This window comes from Microbacterium testaceum, assembly GCF_003075375.1.
Lineage (GTDB): Bacteria > Actinomycetota > Actinomycetes > Actinomycetales > Microbacteriaceae > Microbacterium > Microbacterium testaceum_E.
Genome location: NZ_QDFT01000017.1, coordinates 1 through 15,924 on the forward strand (window position 1 = coordinate 1; position 15,924 = coordinate 15,924).

At 71.7% G+C, this 15,924-nt stretch carries 18 protein-coding genes and 1 pseudogene; 11 read left to right on the forward strand and 8 right to left on the reverse strand.

Annotated features, from left to right (window positions below; genetic code table 11):
• Positions 1-1,100, reverse strand: a 1,100-nt coding sequence (locus DC432_RS08460) for a phosphotransferase (RefSeq protein ID WP_165801223.1), incomplete at its 3' end; no start/stop codon positions are given.
• A 365-nt stretch (positions 1,101-1,465) separates the two neighbouring features.
• Positions 1,466-3,139 (reverse strand): annotated as a pseudogene (locus tag DC432_RS08465) (amidase); the annotation flags it as partial.
• Positions 3,140-3,257: 118 nt separating this feature from the next.
• On the opposite strand from DC432_RS08465, the gene DC432_RS08470 reads away from it, so the two are divergent.
• Together DC432_RS08470 and DC432_RS08475 are read left to right on the forward strand one after the other, a co-directional pair.
• A complete protein-coding gene (locus tag DC432_RS08470) occupies positions 3,258-3,938 on the forward strand; it encodes a phosphatase PAP2 family protein (protein WP_116537480.1) in 681 nt (226 codons plus the stop codon).
• 16 nt (positions 3,939-3,954) lie between these two features.
• Positions 3,955-4,770 (forward strand): DUF1206 domain-containing protein, encoded by an 816-nt coding sequence (locus DC432_RS08475; protein WP_116537481.1) that lies wholly within the window; start codon positions 3,955-3,957, stop codon positions 4,768-4,770.
• A 7-nt stretch (positions 4,771-4,777) separates the two neighbouring features.
• Here the strand turns inward: DC432_RS08475 and DC432_RS08480 are convergent, their stop codons facing one another.
• On the reverse strand, positions 4,778-5,407 hold the full coding sequence (locus DC432_RS08480) for a TetR/AcrR family transcriptional regulator (protein ID WP_165801224.1): 630 nt from the start codon (positions 5,405-5,407) through the stop codon (positions 4,778-4,780).
• Between the two features lie 172 nt (positions 5,408-5,579).
• Here DC432_RS08480 and DC432_RS08485 point away from each other — a divergent pair, with 172 nt between their 5' ends.
• From DC432_RS08485 to DC432_RS08495, 3 genes are all read left to right on the forward strand, one after another.
• Entirely contained in the window at positions 5,580-7,202 is a 1,623-nt protein-coding gene (locus DC432_RS08485; protein ID WP_116537483.1) for an amidohydrolase, read from the forward strand.
• Positions 7,199-8,554 (forward strand): APC family permease, encoded by a 1,356-nt coding sequence (locus DC432_RS08490; RefSeq protein ID WP_116537484.1) that lies wholly within the window; start codon positions 7,199-7,201, stop codon positions 8,552-8,554. Before DC432_RS08485 ends, DC432_RS08490 begins: the two co-directional genes overlap by 4 nt.
• A gap of 130 nt (positions 8,555-8,684) precedes the next feature.
• Complete coding sequence (locus tag DC432_RS08495; RefSeq protein ID WP_116537485.1) at positions 8,685-9,782, forward strand: PQQ-dependent sugar dehydrogenase; 1,098 nt, start codon at positions 8,685-8,687, stop codon at positions 9,780-9,782.
• 11 nt (positions 9,783-9,793) lie between these two features.
• Here the strand turns inward: DC432_RS08495 and DC432_RS08500 are convergent, their stop codons facing one another.
• Positions 9,794-10,897: an FUSC family protein gene (locus DC432_RS08500; protein ID WP_116537486.1), complete on the reverse strand. Its 1,104-nt coding sequence runs from the start codon at positions 10,895-10,897 to the stop codon at positions 9,794-9,796.
• Between the two features lie 98 nt (positions 10,898-10,995).
• On the reverse strand, positions 10,996-11,961 hold the full coding sequence (locus tag DC432_RS08505) for an alpha/beta fold hydrolase (RefSeq protein ID WP_116537487.1): 966 nt from the start codon (positions 11,959-11,961) through the stop codon (positions 10,996-10,998).
• A 79-nt stretch (positions 11,962-12,040) separates the two neighbouring features.
• On the opposite strand from DC432_RS08505, the gene DC432_RS08510 reads away from it, so the two are divergent.
• Positions 12,041-12,280, forward strand: a complete 240-nt coding sequence (locus tag DC432_RS08510; protein WP_108317268.1) for a DUF3072 domain-containing protein — start codon at positions 12,041-12,043, stop codon at positions 12,278-12,280.
• A gap of 59 nt (positions 12,281-12,339) precedes the next feature.
• Here DC432_RS08510 and DC432_RS08515 read toward each other — a convergent pair whose 3' ends face one another.
• Complete coding sequence (locus DC432_RS08515) at positions 12,340-12,828, reverse strand: MarR family winged helix-turn-helix transcriptional regulator (protein ID WP_116537488.1); 489 nt, start codon at positions 12,826-12,828, stop codon at positions 12,340-12,342.
• A gap of 137 nt (positions 12,829-12,965) precedes the next feature.
• Here DC432_RS08515 and DC432_RS08520 point away from each other — a divergent pair, with 137 nt between their 5' ends.
• Complete coding sequence (locus tag DC432_RS08520) at positions 12,966-13,493, forward strand: MarR family winged helix-turn-helix transcriptional regulator (protein WP_116537489.1); 528 nt, start codon at positions 12,966-12,968, stop codon at positions 13,491-13,493.
• A 93-nt stretch (positions 13,494-13,586) separates the two neighbouring features.
• Positions 13,587-13,841 carry a hypothetical protein gene (locus tag DC432_RS08525; protein ID WP_116537490.1) on the forward strand — a complete coding sequence of 85 codons (255 nt, stop codon included), beginning with the start codon at positions 13,587-13,589 and terminating at the stop codon, positions 13,839-13,841.
• Position 13,842: 1 nt separating this feature from the next.
• On the opposite strand, the gene DC432_RS08530 is transcribed toward DC432_RS08525, so the two are convergent.
• Positions 13,843-14,154: a hypothetical protein gene (locus tag DC432_RS08530; protein ID WP_116537491.1), complete on the reverse strand. Its 312-nt coding sequence runs from the start codon at positions 14,152-14,154 to the stop codon at positions 13,843-13,845.
• 112 nt (positions 14,155-14,266) lie between these two features.
• On the opposite strand from DC432_RS08530, the gene DC432_RS08535 reads away from it, so the two are divergent.
• Positions 14,267-14,584, forward strand: coding sequence for a hypothetical protein (locus DC432_RS08535; RefSeq protein ID WP_055959437.1), 318 nt, complete (start codon positions 14,267-14,269; stop codon positions 14,582-14,584).
• Between the two features lie 3 nt (positions 14,585-14,587).
• On the opposite strand, the gene DC432_RS08540 is transcribed toward DC432_RS08535, so the two are convergent.
• On the reverse strand, positions 14,588-14,932 hold the full coding sequence (locus tag DC432_RS08540; protein ID WP_108317273.1) for a hypothetical protein: 345 nt from the start codon (positions 14,930-14,932) through the stop codon (positions 14,588-14,590).
• A gap of 116 nt (positions 14,933-15,048) precedes the next feature.
• On the opposite strand from DC432_RS08540, the gene DC432_RS16380 reads away from it, so the two are divergent.
• Both DC432_RS16380 and DC432_RS08545 read left to right on the forward strand, forming a co-directional pair.
• The gene (locus DC432_RS16380) at positions 15,049-15,207 is read left to right on the forward strand and encodes a hypothetical protein (protein ID WP_165801225.1); all 159 of its coding nucleotides are present in this window, start codon (positions 15,049-15,051) and stop codon (positions 15,205-15,207) included.
• Between the two features lie 22 nt (positions 15,208-15,229).
• On the forward strand, positions 15,230-15,907 hold the full coding sequence (locus DC432_RS08545; protein ID WP_116537492.1) for a GTP pyrophosphokinase: 678 nt from the start codon (positions 15,230-15,232) through the stop codon (positions 15,905-15,907).
• Positions 15,908-15,924: the final 17 nt, after the last annotated feature.

Consider the following 15,924-nt stretch of genomic DNA (forward strand, 5'->3'; position numbering starts at 1 on the left):
CCGCCGCGACCCGGGCMGCGCTCGGCGGCGCGGGGGCGGCCGAGCGCTGCCCGGGTCGCGGCGGTGATCACGGGGATCGGGACGGATGCCGCGCGCTCGAGGACGCGGAACTCGCGCTCGAGGGCGACCGAGGCGTAGTCGTTCGACGCGTCCAGTCGCACCTGCGCGCGTCCGCTGAGCACGAGCACGGCCCCGCGCAGGATCACGAGCGGCCACAGCGCGGCGAGCTCGGCGTCGCTGAGATCGCGCAGTCGGTCGAACGCCCGGATGGCGGGGAAAGCGCTCTCGGGCGTCGCGCCGTCGTGGTGCAGCACCGACGACACGGTGACGGCGATCTCGCCGACGCGCCACGACGCGCACACGTCGCCGAAGTCGATGACCGCGTCGGGCACCCTCTCGCCCGGGGCGTGCAGCACGTTGTCGTCGGTCACGTCGAAGTGGCCCGCCTGGACGGGCAGGGCGTCGGCGACGGGGGCCAGGGCCGCACGGGCGGCGTCGGCCGCGCGGCGCACGACGCCGCGCACCTCGGCATCCGGTTCGAGGGGGAGCAGGGTGTCGATCACGCGGGCGGCGTGCCGCAGATCCCACTGCAGCACCCGTCCGCTCGCGGGGTGGGTGAAGTCCGCGAGAGAGCTGCTCACCGCGCCCGCGAGGGCCCCGAGACCCTCGACGACGGCGGGCGAGAGGTAGTCCGAGCCCGTGAGAGTGCGTCCGGCGATGTTCTCGATCACGCGCGCGTGGATGCGGCCCTCGCTCGAGTCCCACCACGCCGACATCGTCCCGCGGGGCCCCTCGACCAGGCGCGGGATGCGCACGTGCGGGCTCCGTTCGGCCACGAGCGCGGCCGCGGCATCCTGCATGTCGATCTCGGCCTCGCTGAACACCGGGTTGCTCAGCTTGAGCACGCCCAGGGGCTCGACCTGCCCGCGGCGGAAGACGCGGAAGTTCTGGTCCTGCTGGCTGCCGAGCGCGTCGACGTCGATCTCGACGCCGAACGTCTCGGCGAACAGCCGTCTCACCTCGTCGTCGGACAGCGTCGGGGTGGGCAGGTCGACCTGGCTGAAGTAGTCGAAGACCTGGGTGGGGGCAGTCTCGGTCACGGCGGGTTCCTCGGGCGATTCGGGCGTCAGAGAGACGAGTCGGATGCCGTGCCCACGGCGCCGGCGACGGCTCCGGCGGCGTCGCGCACGGCGACGACGACGAGCGGGCCGTACGGGGCGACCCACTCGCTCACGGGCTCACCGTACGCGTCGGGCGCGATGCGGGCCACACCCGTCAGGCGATCGCCCGCCCGCTCGACGTTTACGCGGACGCCGTCGACGTACGCGACGTGCGCCTGGGCGGTGCCGCCGGTGACGGTCGCCGCGAAGCGGACGAGTCCGTCCTCGCGGACCACCTCGTCGACGACGACCGCGAGCGCCCCCTCGGCGGCCGGTCGAGGGGCGTCGAACAGCGCCTCGTCGGGCAGGGCGGGGGTGCGCGGCGGCGTCGTGCGGCGGGCGCCGAGGTCGACGACGGCCTCGGCCAGCTGCACGAGCCGGGTGTCGCTGTACGCGGGACCGGCGATCGTCAGGCCCACCGGCATCCCGGTGTCGTCCATCGTGCCCATCGGCACGGTCACGGTGGGGATGCCGAGGTGGCGGGGCACGAGATTGCCGTTGGAGACCCACACGCCGTTGCGCCACGCGATGTCGGCCGAGGCGGGGTTCACATCCGCGTCGGCGGGCCCGACGTCGGACTGGGTCGGGAAGACGACGGCGTCGAAGCCCTCGGCATCCATCCACTGCTCGAAGTCGACGCGGCGGGTGTGCTCCAGTCCGCGCAGGCCCTTCTCGAGGCTCGCGACGTCGCGCCAGTCCGGGTCCCACGCGCGGGCCCGGTCGACGTAGGCGCCGATGTCGTACGAGATGTCGTAGTGGCAGATGCCGTAGCGGTCGGCGAGAGCGCCCGGGGGATGCGGGAAGATCAGGGCCGCTTCGGCGTCGGCGAGGCGGGGCAGGTGCGGGTCGCCGTTGGTGCGCAGGAAGGTGTCCATGGCCCAGACCGCGAGGTCGCCGACCTCGTCGTCGAGGAACTCCCGCGAGACGAAGCCGCGGTCGAGGAAGTCCTCGTCGCCGTCGTGCAGCTTCTCGTAGCGGTCGACGACGGGGAAGTCGGTCTCGACCACCTCGGCGCCGGCGGCCTCGAGGTCGGCACGCAGCCCCTCCCACAGGCGCATCACGCTGTCGCGCGTGACGATCGGCGAGGCGTTGTCGGGGTCGCCGTTGACGTAGATGCGGGGGACGGCCAGGCGCAGGCCGGCCAACGGCAGCGGGTCGAGGTCGGCGAACGACGCGGGGCGCACCTCGGACGGTCGCGGCAGGGCGATGAAGGGCTGCGTGCGCCACAGGTCGCCCTCGGTCTGCGGGTCGTCGGCGACCACGGCATCCAGCACGTGCTTCATGTCGGCGATCGAGCGGGTGTGGGGGACGACGACGTCCATCGTCGGCACGAGCGGCCAGTTGCCGCGCACCGAGATGACCCCGCGCGAGGGGGTGTAGGCGATGAGGGCGTTGTGCGAGGCGGGCGCGCGGCCCGACGACCAGGTCTCTTCGCCCAGACCGAAGGCGCAGAAGCTCGCGGCGGTGGCGGTTCCCGATCCGTTCGATGAGCCCGAGCCGAATGCCGACGAGAGGTAGTCGCCGTTGTAGGGCGACTCGGCGCGTCCGTAGACGCCGCGCTGCATGCCGCCCGCGGCCATCGGGGGCATGTTCGTCAGTCCGAGGAAGACCGCGCCCGCCGCGCGCAACCGCTCGACGGCGAACGCGTCGTCGCCGGCGACGAGGTCGCGGAAGGCCGGGGACCCGGATGCCACGGGCAGCCCCGCCACGCGATAGCTGTCCTTGGCGGTGAACGGGATGCCGTCGAGCACTCCGAGCGACCGACCCTGCGCGCGGCGGATGTCGGAGGCCCGCGCCTGCGCGAACGCGCGGGGGTCGAGGACGGGCACCGCGTTCAGGCGGATGCCGGAGCGGTCGTACGCCGCGATGCGGTTCAGGTAGCGCGCGACGAGCTCGACGCTGGTGACCTCGCCGGCCTCGAGGGCGGCGTGCAGACGGTCGACATCGGCGTCGACGACGGAGAGGACCTCGGGTGTCATGGGCAGAAACCTACACCGTTTGTTTTGCGGTGACGAGAGGCAATTCGCCCGCTGGAGTGCCGCACGTCCCGAGGGCAAGCGCTACCCGCGCGGTCACCGCTGCTGGGACGATTCGATCATGGATGCCACCACCGACGAGCCCGCACTGCTGCCCGATCGCCCGCGCGTCGACCACCGCCGGCCCGTGGCCCTGATCACGGGCGTCGTCGCCACCGTGCTGTTCGTCGCGCTGCGCCTGGCGGTCGACCTCGACGGAGGGGCACCGCTGGCCCTCGACCAGTGGTGGGACGACGCCATGGCGTCTCTGGCGAACCCCGTGGCGGTCATCGTCGCCTGGATCCCCGCGACGGTCGGCGGCACGATCGGCATGATCGTCATCGGCATCTCGACCACCATCGTCTTCCTGCTCGTCAAACGCCCGTGGGACGCCCTGAACGTCGCGGCATCCATCGCCCTCGTCGTCCTGATCGGCGCCCCGCTCGCCGCCGTCATCGCCCGCGCCCGCCCCCTCGACTCCCTCGCCGAGACCCAGGCGACGTCGTTCCCCTCGGGGCACACCGCGGTGGCGACCACCATCGCGGTCACCCTCGCCCTGATCCTCCGCCGCGGGTGGATCTGGGCCGCCGGAGCGGTCTGGGTCGTGCTGATGATGTGGAGTCGCACGTACCTGCACGCCCACTGGCTCTCGGACGTCACGGCCGGGTTCCTCGAGGGGGTGGCGGTGGCGACCCTCGTATGGGCCCTCGTCGAGGTGTGGCGCGTGCGCCGCGCGCAACGGGTGGTCGTGCAAGAGGGCTGAGCGCTATCGTCCCAGGATGAGTTCCGCCGCCTCCTCCGCCTCCGCCGCCGCCGACAAGGCGCAGGATTCCACGGCCTTCCGCGTCGCGGCGCGGATCGGGTACGTCGTCCTGGGGCTGCTCCACCTCCTCATCGGGGCGATCGCGATCGGGATCGCCACCGGCTCCGGGGGTGACAGCGCCGATCAGAGCGGGGCGGTCCAGCAGGTCGCGGGCGCGCCGGCGGGCATGCTGCTGCTGTGGGTGATTGTGATCGGTCTCGCCGCGCTGGCGGTCTGGCAGATCGCGGATGCCGTCGCCGAACGCGATCCCGATACGAAGAAGCGCTGGGCCCACCGCGCCAAGTACGTCGGCACCGCCGTGGCCTACGGGGCGATCGGCGTCACCGCCTTGACCGTGCTGATGGGCGGACGCTCCGACTCGGGCGAGCAGACCCGCACGCTGAGCGCGCAGCTGATGGCCTCGCCCGCGGGCCTGGTGGTGCTCGTGATCATCGGTCTCGCCGTCACCGCGATCGGCGTCGCCTTCGTCGTCCGCGGCATCACCAAGGCGTTCATGAAGAACATCTCGAGCCCCGGCGGAACGACCGGGCGCGGCATCCGCACGTTCGGAATGGTGGGCTACGTCGCCAAGGGCATCGCGGTGGGCGTCGCCGGCATCCTGTTCCTCGTCGCCGCCTTCGCGCACGATCCGAACGCGGCCGGTGGGCTCGACGCGGGCCTGCGCTCGCTCGCGGGCCTGCCGTTCGGGCAGTTCATCCTGTGGCTGGTCGGCGCGGGACTCGTGGTCTACGGGCTGTTCTGCTTCGCGCGCGCCCGCTACGCGCGCATGTGAGCGCCTCTCAGCGAGAGGCCGGGGGTCGGGCCCCCGCGATGAGCAGCGACAGGCCGAGTTCGAAAGCGCGGGTCGACACGGGGTCGTCTTCGTCGTGCCCGTCGAGCGCGGCGTAGGCGGCGGCGAAGCGCGGCACGTCCTGCTCCTGACCGGTGGGGTCGAAGATGACCGCGGGGCCGCTGCCGTCGAGCACGCTGCCGAGGATGAACGACTCGAACGCGGTCAGCAGCGGCAGGATGTCGTCGCTGGTCCAGCCCACGCGTTCCGCGGCGACGGTGAAGTCCTCGTACTGCGACATCAGGAGCGGTGCCGAGGCGCGATTGCCCATGAGCAGCGGGATGGCGCGCGGGTGCAGGCGGAACGCGTCGCGGTACGACCGCGCCCACAGCAGCAGCCCCTCCTCCCACTCGCGCTCGCGCAGGAACGAGGAGTCGATGCCCGACGACACGATCGCGCGCACGTCCTCGACCAGGGCGGCGAGGTTGGGGACGTGGTTGTACAGCGACGTCGGGTGCACCTTGAGGCGGTCGGCCACGCGCCGGATGCTCGCGCCCTCGCTGCCGTCGCGGTCGACGAGGGCGAGGGCGGCGCGCGCGATCGCGTCGCGCGAGAGCTTGGGCTGAGTCGGCCGGGGCACGCGGGGCCTTTCGGTGGGGTGCGACCACGCTACGCGATGGGCGGCGTGTTTCGGCGAGGTAAGACGCTCGTGACGAGTCGTCGATGCGTCGTTATCGCGCGCGCGATGGCCGTAGCGTTCAGGAAACCTACGTTGTATGTTTCTCGCAGCGCGCGGGCACAGGGAGGTCTCCATGGCGATCGTCTTCACGGGCGGCACGATCCGGATCGACGGGCGGACGTCCGACGTCGACCGTCTCGTCGTCGTCGACGGGCTCGTCGCCGAGCCGGGGCATCCCGTGCCCGAGGACGCCGAGCACATCGACCTCGAGGGAGGCCTGCTGCTCCCCGCCTTCGGCGACGGGCACGTGCATCCCCTGCTCGCCGGACGCGAACGCACCGGGCCCGCGCTGCGCGACGCGACGAGCGTCGCCGAGATCGTCGGCCGGGTCCGCGCGTGGGCCGCGGCCTCGGACGCCCCCTGGCTCGTCGGGGGCAGCTACGACGCCACGATCGTGGACGGCGGTCTGTTCGACGCCCGCTGGCTGGACGCCGCCGTCCCCGACCGCCCCGTCGTGCTGCACGCGTGGGATTACCACACGGCCTGGGTCAACACCGCGGCGCTGCGCGCCGGGGGAGTGGATGCCGAGACCCCCGACCCCGCGCTCGGACGCATCGTCCGCCGCGATGACGGCTCCCCGTCCGGCACCCTCGTCGAGCGCCCCGCGATCGAGCTGGTCCTGGCGCACGCCCCCCGACCCGCGCGGGCGGACGACGTCGACGCGCTCGCCGCGGCCACGACGCACCTCGCCGCGCAGGGCATCGCCTGGGCGCAAGAGGCCTGGGCCGAGATCGACGACGTTCCCACCTGGATCGCCGCCGCGCGGGCGGGACGTCTCGCCGTCGACGTCGACCTGGCCCTGCGCGCCGACCCCACCCGGTGGCCCGCCCAGCTCGACGACCTGCGCGCCACCGCGGACGAGGTGTCGGGCGAGCCCGGTCTGACCTGCCGCACCGTGAAGTTCTTCGTCGACGGCATCCTCGAGAACCGCACCGCGCACCTGCTCGAGTGCTATCACGACGCCCGCACGCGCGGCCTGCCCAACTGGCGCCCCGACCAGCTCGCCGCGGCGGTGGCCGCGTGCGACGCCGCCGGCTTCGACGTGCACCTGCACGCGATCGGCGACGCCGCCGTGCGCGCCGCCATCGACGCGGCCGAGACGATCCGCGAGAGCCTGCGCCGCGGTCGTCGCGTGACCATCGCGCACGCGCAGGTCGTCGACCCGGCCGATCTTCCGCGGCTGGCCGACCTCGACATCACGTTCTGCTTCCAGCCGCAGTGGGCCGTGGCCGACGCGGTGATGACCGAGCTCACCCTCCCGCGGCTCGGGCCCGCACGCGAGCGGCAGTACCGCATGCGCGCCGCGCGCGACGCGGGGGCCCGCCTGAGCTTCGGCAGCGATTGGCCCGTCACCTCACCCGACGTGCTGCTCGGGCTGCGCACCGCCGTCACCCGTCAGGACGCCGACGGACAGCCGGCCGGCGGGTGGCAGCCCGACGAACGACTCACCCTCTCCGAAGCCATCGACGCCGCCACGAGCGGCGTGGCCCTCCAGGCCGGCGACCAGGACCGGCGCGGAACGCTCCGCCCCGGTATGGCCGCCGATCTCGTGTGGCTCGACCGCGACATCCGTCGCGCGCCGGCCGACCGCATCACCGACGCCCGCATCCTGGGCACCTGGCGGCGCGGCATCCCTACCTTCGCGGCGCGGGTCAGCGCGCTCGCCGCCGTCCGACCCGAACAGGAAAGCGCGTGACCTCCACCGACACCTCGCTGCGGCGAGTCATGGGAGTGCCCTCCCTCGTCATCTTCGGCCTGGCCTACATGGTGCCCCTCACCGTGTTCACGACCTACGGCCTCGTCGCCGTCACCACCGGCGGCCACGTGCCGACGGCGTACCTCGTCACGCTCGTGGCGATGCTCTTCACGGCATTCAGCTACGCCGCCCTCGTCAAGGCGTTCCCGCGCGCCGGGAGCGCCTACACCTACGCCCGCCGCGCCTTCGGCGGTCACGTGGGCTTCCTCACCGGCTGGTCGCTGATGATCGACTACCTGCTGCTGCCGCTGATCAACTACGTGCTGATGGGGATCTACCTCAACGCGCAGCTGCCCGGCATCCCGCCGTGGGTCTTCGCCCTCGCCGGCGTCCTGCTCATCACGGGCTTGAACATCGTCGGCATCACGGTCGTGCGCAACGCCAACCTCGTGCTCGTGGGGTTGCAGCTCGTCTTCGCCGCCGTCTTCACCGTCTGCGCGGTGCTGCACGTGCTGCAGAATCCCGGGGTCTCGCTGCTGCAGCCGCTCTACGACGCCGGTCTGACCCTGCCGGGACTGCTCGCGGGCGCCGCCATGCTGGCGCTGTCGTTCCTCGGCTTCGACGCGATCTCGACGCTGTCCGAAGAGGCCCGCGACGCCGCGCGCACCGTGCCGCGCGCGATCGTGCTGACCACGATCATCGGCGGTCTGATCTTCACCGTGATCGCCTACGTCTCGACCCTGGTGATCCCCGAGGTGGCCGATATCGAGAATCCGGATGCCGCGGCCAACCAGATCATGGAGCTGTCCGCCGGCCGGTGGCTCGAGGTGTTCTTCCTGGTCGCCTACATCGCGGGCTGCATCGCCGCGGCACTGGCCTCTCAAGCGAGCGTGTCCCGCATCCTGTTCGCGATGGGACGCGACGGTGTGCTGCCGCGTTTCTTCGCCCGGGTGAGCCGTCGATACCAGACGCCGATCGGCGCGGCGGTCTTCGTCGGCGTGGTCTCGCTGGCGGCGCTGTTCGCCGATCTGAACACCGTGGCCTCGCTCATCAGCTTCGGGGCCCTCGCGGCGTTCTCGCTCGTCAACCTGTCGGTGATCAAGCACTTCCTGTTCGACGAGCGGCGCCGCGGGGGCGCGGCGATCCTGAGGTACGGCGTGCTCCCCGGCCTCGGGTTTGCGCTCACCGCGTGGCTGTGGTTCAGCCTGTCGGCGTTGGCGCTGACCGTCGGGCTCGTCTGGATCGGCGTGGGCCTGGTGTGGCTCGCCGTCCTCACGCGCGGCTTCCGACGTCGTCCGCCCGAGGTCGAGTTCGACGACGAGGCGCCCGCGCCCGAGCGCGTCGTCGCCTGACCGCGTTCCGCTCCCCGTCCGCCCCGCGTCGCTCGCCCCACCCGCAAGCGCCGCGGGGCGGCGTGCAATCCCCACCTGGCGTCCAGGTGCACCGGGTAGGCCAGAGGGTCACCGACGACGAGGAGGACCCATGGCCACGACATCCCTGCGGGCGCCGGGGCGCCGCTCTCGTGCGGCCGGCGTCGTGATCGCCTCCGTGTTCGTGCTCGCGGGGTGCGCCGCCGAGCGGCCGACGGAAGCGGCCTCACCGCGGGTTCCAGCGGGCGCGTCGCCCGTGCCCTCGCTCGGCGCCCCGACCCCGGTGGCCGGGGGGTTCACGACGCCGTGGTCGGTGGCCTTCGTCGACGGGACGGCGCTGGTGAGCGAGCGCGACACCGGCCGGATCATCGAGGTCGTCGACGGCGGGACGCGCGTGGTCGGCGAGATCCCGAGCGCGACGCCGGGCGGCGAGGGCGGACTGCTCGGCATCGCAGCCCGCGACGGGTGGCTCTACGCGTACGCGACCACCGCGGACGACAACCGCGTGCTGCGGTTGCCGCTCGAGGGGGCGCCGGGTGCGCTGCGCCTGGGGTCGGCGCAGACGGTGATCGACGGCATCCCGTCGGCGAACATCCACAACGGCGGGCGCATCGCCTTCGGCCCCGACGGCATGCTCTACATCACCGCGGGCGACGCCTCGGATCCCGGGGCGGCGCAGGACACCGAGGCGCTCGGCGGCAAGATCCTGCGCGTGGCCCCCGACGGTTCGGTACCCGCCGACAATCCGTTCCCCGGCTCTCCCGTCTGGAGCCTCGGCCATCGCAACCCGCAGGGGATCGGGTGGGATGCCGCGGGCACAATGTACGCGTCGGAGTTCGGCCAGAACACGTGGGACGAGCTGAACGTCATCGAGCCCGGGGCGAACTACGGCTGGCCCGAGGTCGAGGGCATCGGTGGGCGCGAGGGATTCGTCGACCCCGTGCAGCAGTGGGCTCCGGCCGAGGCGAGCCCCAGCGGTCTGGCGGTGGTGGACGGCGCGGTGGTCATCGCGAACCTGCGCGGGGAGCGTGTGCGCGTGGTGTCCACGGGCGATCCGTCTGCCACCGAGGAGTTCTTCGTCGGCGAGTTCGGACGGCTGCGCGACGTCGCCGCCGCGCCGGACGGGAGCCTCTGGGTCGTCACGAGCGACACCGACCGCGGTGGGGGAGACACCGACGAGATCCTGCGAGTACCGCTGGAGCGCGACTGACGCGAATCCCCTCACCGCGTCGCGGTAGCGGCATCCGGGTCCGAGAACGGCCCGCACGCCGCGATCACGCGGCGCAGACTCACCGCCGCCTCCCACGCGTCGAGGGGCTCGTCGTCTACCGAGAGGTGGCGCAGGCGGTCGGTGTAGTCGGCCAGGGCCGCCTCGGCCTCGCCGAGGGGTCGCGCGGTCGCCTCGGGCGAGGGCGGGGCCGTGACCAACCGGGCGACGGCCGCCACGGCGTCGGCGAGCGACCGGCGCGTCGCGGAGGGCAGGCGGGTGTCGACGAACGGATCCGCGGTCAGCCGGGCGAGCGCGGCCGAGAGCTCGCGCGTGGCCTCAGCGATCCCGGTGAGGGCGTCCAGGCGTCGCCGGTTGAGGTCGCGGGGAGCCTGCAGCCGCCGACCGCGCGGGTTGTAGCGTCGGCTCTCGTCGGCCAGATCGACCTCTTCACGCACCTCGACCAGGGTCGCGGTGAGCGACGCGGTCGCCGCATCGCCGAGCTCGGGCGCGAAGCTGCGCCCCGCGAGCGCGTCCGCGAAACCGTGCAGGGCCGCACCGACGTCGTCGCGGAGCGCCGTGAGCCGGTCGTCGGCGCGGCCCACCCGCAGCGGAGGGACGACGACGAGGTTGACGACGACACCGACCACGACGCCGAAGGCCATCGTGATGAGGTACGAGCTCGAGTAGCCGTCCGGGTCCGCGCCGCCCAGCAGCAGCACGAAGAGTCCGGCGATCGCGACCCAGTCGCGTCCGACCCCCAGCGCGCGCACCCCCGCGAGCAGCACGCCGATCAGGATCACGGCGGCCACGGCGACGATGCGCGGCAGGCCCGTGCCGACGACCGCGAGGCTCGCCAGGCCCAGGGCGATGCCCAGACCGAGCCCCACGACCGCCTGCAGCCCGCTGGACGCGGAGCGCGCGACCGTCGGATACATGCTCACCAGCACGCCGAGCGGGGCGTAGTACGAGTACTCGCTCTGCGCGAGCGGGACGTACGGGGCGAGGTACCACGCGAGGGCCGCCGCAGCGGCCGTCTTGGCGGCCAGCAGCAGGCGGTCGGGCGTCACCGCGTCCGCCCACCATCGTCGGGGATCGAGGGCGACGGGCACGTTCATGAGGCGGGGGTGCGGGGGCGAGTCGGCACCACCCCATCGTGCGCGCCCGACGGCCCGGCCTCGCGGGGGTTGCCGGGACGAGCCCTCGGGAGTAGTCCTCAGCCCTTCGGTCGATAGGCCCGCCACAGCACGCGCGCATGCCGCACCTTGGCCCTCTCGACGCCGTCCTCGTCCTTCGCCGCGGCGCTGATCCACTCGGCGAAGCGGCTGGCCATCGCGCCCAGGACCATACTCAGGTCGGCGTGGGCGGCCGGCGGCACCGCGGCCTCGGCCGCCGGCATCCGACCCTTCGCCGCGAGATCGTCGTCGATGTGACGCAGCACCAGTCGTGCGACGCCGACCGCGTGGGAGTTGACGACGCAGTGCGCCGCCCCCTCGATCTCCCACCGCCGCGCCCGGCGGGCACGGGCCATCAGGCGCGAGTGCAGGCGACGCGGAGAGGGGCGGTCGAACTCGCCGCGCAGAAGGAGCAGGCGCGCGTGACCCAGCCCCACGCGGTCCGAGATGCGGTACCGCAGCATGTGCGGCAGCGCCTCGAGGAAGTACAGCACTCCGCACAGCAGGTAGGCCGAGAACGCCAGCAGCGCGATGTGGATCGACTCGCGCGCGGTCGACTGCACGAACCGCACCGCCTGGATGAGGGCGTTGGCCTCGCCCTCGTCGACGACGGGGCTGACGAGCACGACGTGCGACAGACCGGCGCGTCGCGCGAGCACCTCGGTGACGACCTGCGTCCCCATCGAGTGCCCCAGCAGGACCGGATCGTCGAGGTCGTAGTGGTCGAGTACCCCCTCGACCTGGTCCGCGAAGAACGCGGCGGTGGGCTGTCGTCCGGATGCCGGGACCCCGCCGAACCCGGGCAGGTCGAGCGCGAGGACGTCGCCGCGCTCGGCGAGCAGCGGGGCGAGGAACTCGAAGTAGGTCGCGGCGACGCCGATCCCGGCGATGAGGACGAACGTCGGCCCCGACTTCACCCCCGTCGACATACGGGTCACCCGCGTGCGCACCCCATCCCGCTCGTACGTGTCGACCTGGACGTCGAGGGGAGGGGACTCGTCGGGCATCGAACAAGGATGCCGCACCCGGCTGTGCGCTCTGTCAATCCCGGGGTGGGGTGGCTCATCGCGCGCCTAGCCTTCGAGCATGAGCGATACCTCCCGTGAAGAAGAGACCCTGGGTGCGACGCGCGAGAGCGACAACCCCGCCGAGAAGGACCCGTCGGACTGGGTGACCGGCGACGAGCCGATGACGGCGCCCCAGCGCAGCTACCTCGACACGCTCGCGCGCCAGGCCGGCGAGGAGATCCCCGCCGATCTGACCAAGGCCGAGGCCTCGGAGCAGATCGAGCGTCTGCAGTCCGAGACCGGACGCTCGACCGAGTGAGCGCATGACGAAGCCCCCGCGATCGTTGATCGCGGGGGCTTCATCATGCGGGCCGGGCTTCAGCTGGCGCGCGACTGCCGGTCGTCCACGGCCAGCTCGTCGATGTCCTCGCGTTCTCCGCGGGCGATGTCGTCGAGGAAGTCCGCCACGATCCGGCGCTCGGCGGGGCCGAGTCGGGCGGCAGCGGCCACGGCCGAGGCCCGACGCACCGACAGGATGCGGCGGGCGGGGGAGTCGGGGTCGATCTTCTCGCGGACGACGATCGATCGGCGATCGCCGGGATACGGCTCGCGCTCGACCCAGCCCGCCTCGGCGAGGCGGTCGATCAAAGCGGTGGTCGCGGCCGACGAGATGCCGAGCATCGACGCGAGCATGCGCGGCGTGACGGGTTCGTCGTCCGCTCCGCGCTGCAGAAGGAACCGCAGCACCTTCGCGTCATTGGGTCCGATTCCGAGCGAACTGAGAGCGGCGCGCTCGGAGGCGATCCCCGAATCCGTGAGGTCGTTGAGGGCTTTCACCACATCGTCCGCTGTCGCTGAGTGTCGCATGTCGCCTCCCCGGTTTCCTCGGTGCGCTAGTGTCTTCGTTGCCGATCAAGTAGGTAACCGTTCTACTTACCATGGTACCTGTCCATCATGCGCACCGGCAGGGGGCTGGACGGGCGGACCTGGCATAAGATGCCCTGGTGGAAAACGGTTCGGATTCGTCGCGCTACTGGTATGGCGCGAGCGACGAAGACCGTCGCCGCCGCGCCGTCGACGTGCTGCAGGCGTTCCGCGTGTACCGGGCCGCAGAGGTGGCGATGCGCCGCCGCACACGCGAGTCCATGTCGATGGGCGAGAACGAGCTGCTCGTGCTGCGGTACCTGCTCAAGGCCGCCGGTCAGCAGCGCCAGGTCTCGCCGAGCGAGCTCACCCGCTACCTGGGCGTGTCCACCGCCTCCACGACGGCGATCGTCGACCGACTCGAGAAGTCCGGCCACGTCACGCGCGTGCCGCACCCCACCGACCGCCGCAGCATCTTCATCGTCGCGACCGCCGCGAGCGACGACGAGGTGCGCGCCACGCTCGGATCCATGCACGCGCGCATGATGTCGGCGGTCGTCGACATGACGCCCGAAGAGAGTTCGGCCGTCATCGCGTGCCTCGGGCGTCTGCAGGATGCCGTCGACCAGGTCGACCCGCACCCCGTCGACGCCGCGACCGCGCACTGACCGCGCAGAGGTCGCTCGCCGACAAGGTAGGTAGGCGGCCTTCTTTCCCCGTGATCATTAGGCGCCCGGGGGCGTCCGTGAAAACATGAGGCTATGGACGACAGCATCGTGCACAACGCGTCGTCCGACGGTGCCCTCGACGCCGTCCACGTCATCGACGGGATCGAGGTTGCGTCGTTCCAGGACGTCGTGACGCGTTTGTGTGCCGCCTACCCCCTCGAGGATCCGGTCCACGTCGAGGCGATCGTGCTGCGCGAGTGGGAGGCGTTCTCGGCGGGTCGGCCGCTCGTCGTCCCCACCGCCGTCGAAGAGGGCGCGCGAGAGATCCTCGATCAGCCGATGGCCTGACTCAGGCCCCGGGCACCTCCGGTTCGGGCACCAGCAGAAGGCCGCCCGAGGAGTTCGCGGAGTTCGCGAGCGCCTCGATCCACGCGCGGCTGAGCAGTGCCGGCTCCGGCTCGTCGAAGACGAAGCGCAGGGGGATCGACGGGTGCAGCCACACCGTGCTGCGACCCACCTCCTGGCCCGGGCCGTGCGTCCACGAGAGCGTGAAGCTCTCGCCGCGGCGCAGCTTGGTGGCGATGACGACTTTGACGTGCGCGAGCGCGCGATCCTCGATATCGATCGGAGTCGCGACGTCGCCGTAGTAGAGCGTTCCCACACCGGCACGTTAGTCGCGCCGAAGGGACCGTTCCGCGGGGGTTGCTTCGCCCGCGGCGACGTGGCATCCCGGAAAGCGGATGAACGTGCGTTCCTCGGATAGGCTCGCACGCATGGGCCGATTCATCTACGACACCGTCGCCAACGCCGTCGACATCGACGACCGCACGCTCGCGCACCTGCGCATCGTCGTGATGAACAAGCTGCGCCGCTCGGAGTCGTTCATGTTCGACGTCGAGGTGGGCGACGGCAGCGGTCGCCGCAGCTTCTGGATGCACCCCTCGGTGCCCATCCAGTTCCACTTCTACGGCAGCCGCCAGCCGCGCATCAACCGCGTCTGGGTCGAAGACCTGATGCTCGCGGCGTCGGGCCCGAACGGCCTCGCGATCACGCCCGAGCCGAGCGAGGACGCTCACGTCGAAGAGGGCTGAGCCTCAGCTCTTCTCGCTGCGCTCGGCCGGACCGCTGCGCTCGGTCGGGGTGATGTCCTCGGGGACGAGCATGATGCCGCCCGACGAGTTGGCACTGTCGGCCAGGCGTTCGATCCACTCCCGGCTCAGCGTCGTGGGCTCCGTCTCGTCGAAGACGAAGCGCAGGGGGATCGCGGGGTGCAGCCACAGCGTGCTGCGTCCGCGTTCCTCGTCGTCGCGGTGCCGCCACGACAGCGTGAAGCTCTCGCCGCGGCGGAGCTTGGTCGAGATCACGACTTTCAGGTGGGCCAGAGCGCGGTCCTCGATGTGGACAGTGGTACCGCTTCCCCCGTAATGAATGGTCCCCATGCGGCCCACGATACGCCAGAGCGGGGAGCCTCCACCGCCCCGGAACGGTTGTCAAGACGGGGGCCCTCCGCGCGCCGTGCGTGTCACAGTGGGAGTCAGCACGGAAGGAGGGCACCGTGACTCATCCCCCGACCCCGCGGCATCCCGGACCAGCGGACGACCCCGACGACCTGCCGGACGTCTTCCGGGGACTGATCGGCATCGACGTCGTCGACGGAGAGCTCGTCCCGCGCGCCTCCGAATCCCCGCGTGACGGACTTTCAGCGACCTCGTAGACCGGCTCGTTAGCGTCGCAGCATGGCCGACCCGCTGGACGATCAGCAGATCACCGTCTCGGGAGCGACTCTGCGGGCGATGCGCGACGAGTTCCAGCGCTTCCTCATGGAGTACCGCTTCGGACTCGCCGAGGTCGAGACGAAGATCTCGATCCTGCGCGAGGAGTTCCAGGAGATGCACGCGTACAACCCGATCGAGCACGTCTCGAGCCGGGTGAAGTCGCCCGACAGCATGGTCGACAAAGTGCGCCGCAAGGGCATCGACACCGACTTCGACTCGATCCGCGCGGCGATCACGGACATCGCCGGCATCCGCGTGACGTGCTCCTTCGTCGACGATGCCTATCGTCTGTCCGACCTGCTCACCCGGCAGGACGACATCACCGTCCGCGACGTGAAGGATTACATCGCCCAGCCGAAGGCGAACGGGTACAAGAGCCTGCACGTCATCGTCGAGGTGCCCGTCTACCTGTCCACCGGTCGCGTGGACGTTCCCGTCGAGGTGCAGTTCCGCACCATCGCGATGGACTTCTGGGCGAGCCTCGAGCACAAGATCTATTACAAGTACGACCGCCTCGTTCCGGACGAGCTGCTCGCCGAGCTGAAGGACGCGGCCGTCACCGCCGCCGAGTTGGACAGCCGAATGGAACGACTGCACCGGGAGATCAGGGGTCCGCGGCCCGGGGTGGTCCCGCTCTGAGCGGGGGCATCAGAATG

Coding starts and splice junctions, on each gene's coding strand:
- DC432_RS08535 (WP_055959437.1), top strand. CDS start 14,267: ATGGGCCGATTCATCTACGACACCGTCGCCAACGCCGTCGACATCGAC.
- DC432_RS08510 (WP_108317268.1), top strand. CDS start 12,041: ATGAGCGATACCTCCCGTGAAGAAGAGACCCTGGGTGCGACGCGCGAG.
- DC432_RS08475 (WP_116537481.1), top strand. CDS start 3,955: ATGAGTTCCGCCGCCTCCTCCGCCTCCGCCGCCGCCGACAAGGCGCAG.
- DC432_RS08515 (WP_116537488.1), bottom strand. CDS start 12,828: ATGCGACACTCAGCGACAGCGGACGATGTGGTGAAAGCCCTCAACGAC.
- DC432_RS08545 (WP_116537492.1), top strand. CDS start 15,230: ATGGCCGACCCGCTGGACGATCAGCAGATCACCGTCTCGGGAGCGACT.
- DC432_RS08505 (WP_116537487.1), bottom strand. CDS start 11,961: ATGCCCGACGAGTCCCCTCCCCTCGACGTCCAGGTCGACACGTACGAG.
- DC432_RS08470 (WP_116537480.1), top strand. CDS start 3,258: ATGGATGCCACCACCGACGAGCCCGCACTGCTGCCCGATCGCCCGCGC.
- DC432_RS08540 (WP_108317273.1), bottom strand. CDS start 14,932: ATGGGGACCATTCATTACGGGGGAAGCGGTACCACTGTCCACATCGAG.
- DC432_RS08525 (WP_116537490.1), top strand. CDS start 13,587: ATGGACGACAGCATCGTGCACAACGCGTCGTCCGACGGTGCCCTCGAC.
- DC432_RS08495 (WP_116537485.1), top strand. CDS start 8,685: ATGGCCACGACATCCCTGCGGGCGCCGGGGCGCCGCTCTCGTGCGGCC.
- DC432_RS08485 (WP_116537483.1), top strand. CDS start 5,580: ATGGCGATCGTCTTCACGGGCGGCACGATCCGGATCGACGGGCGGACG.
- DC432_RS08500 (WP_116537486.1), bottom strand. CDS start 10,897: ATGAACGTGCCCGTCGCCCTCGATCCCCGACGATGGTGGGCGGACGCG.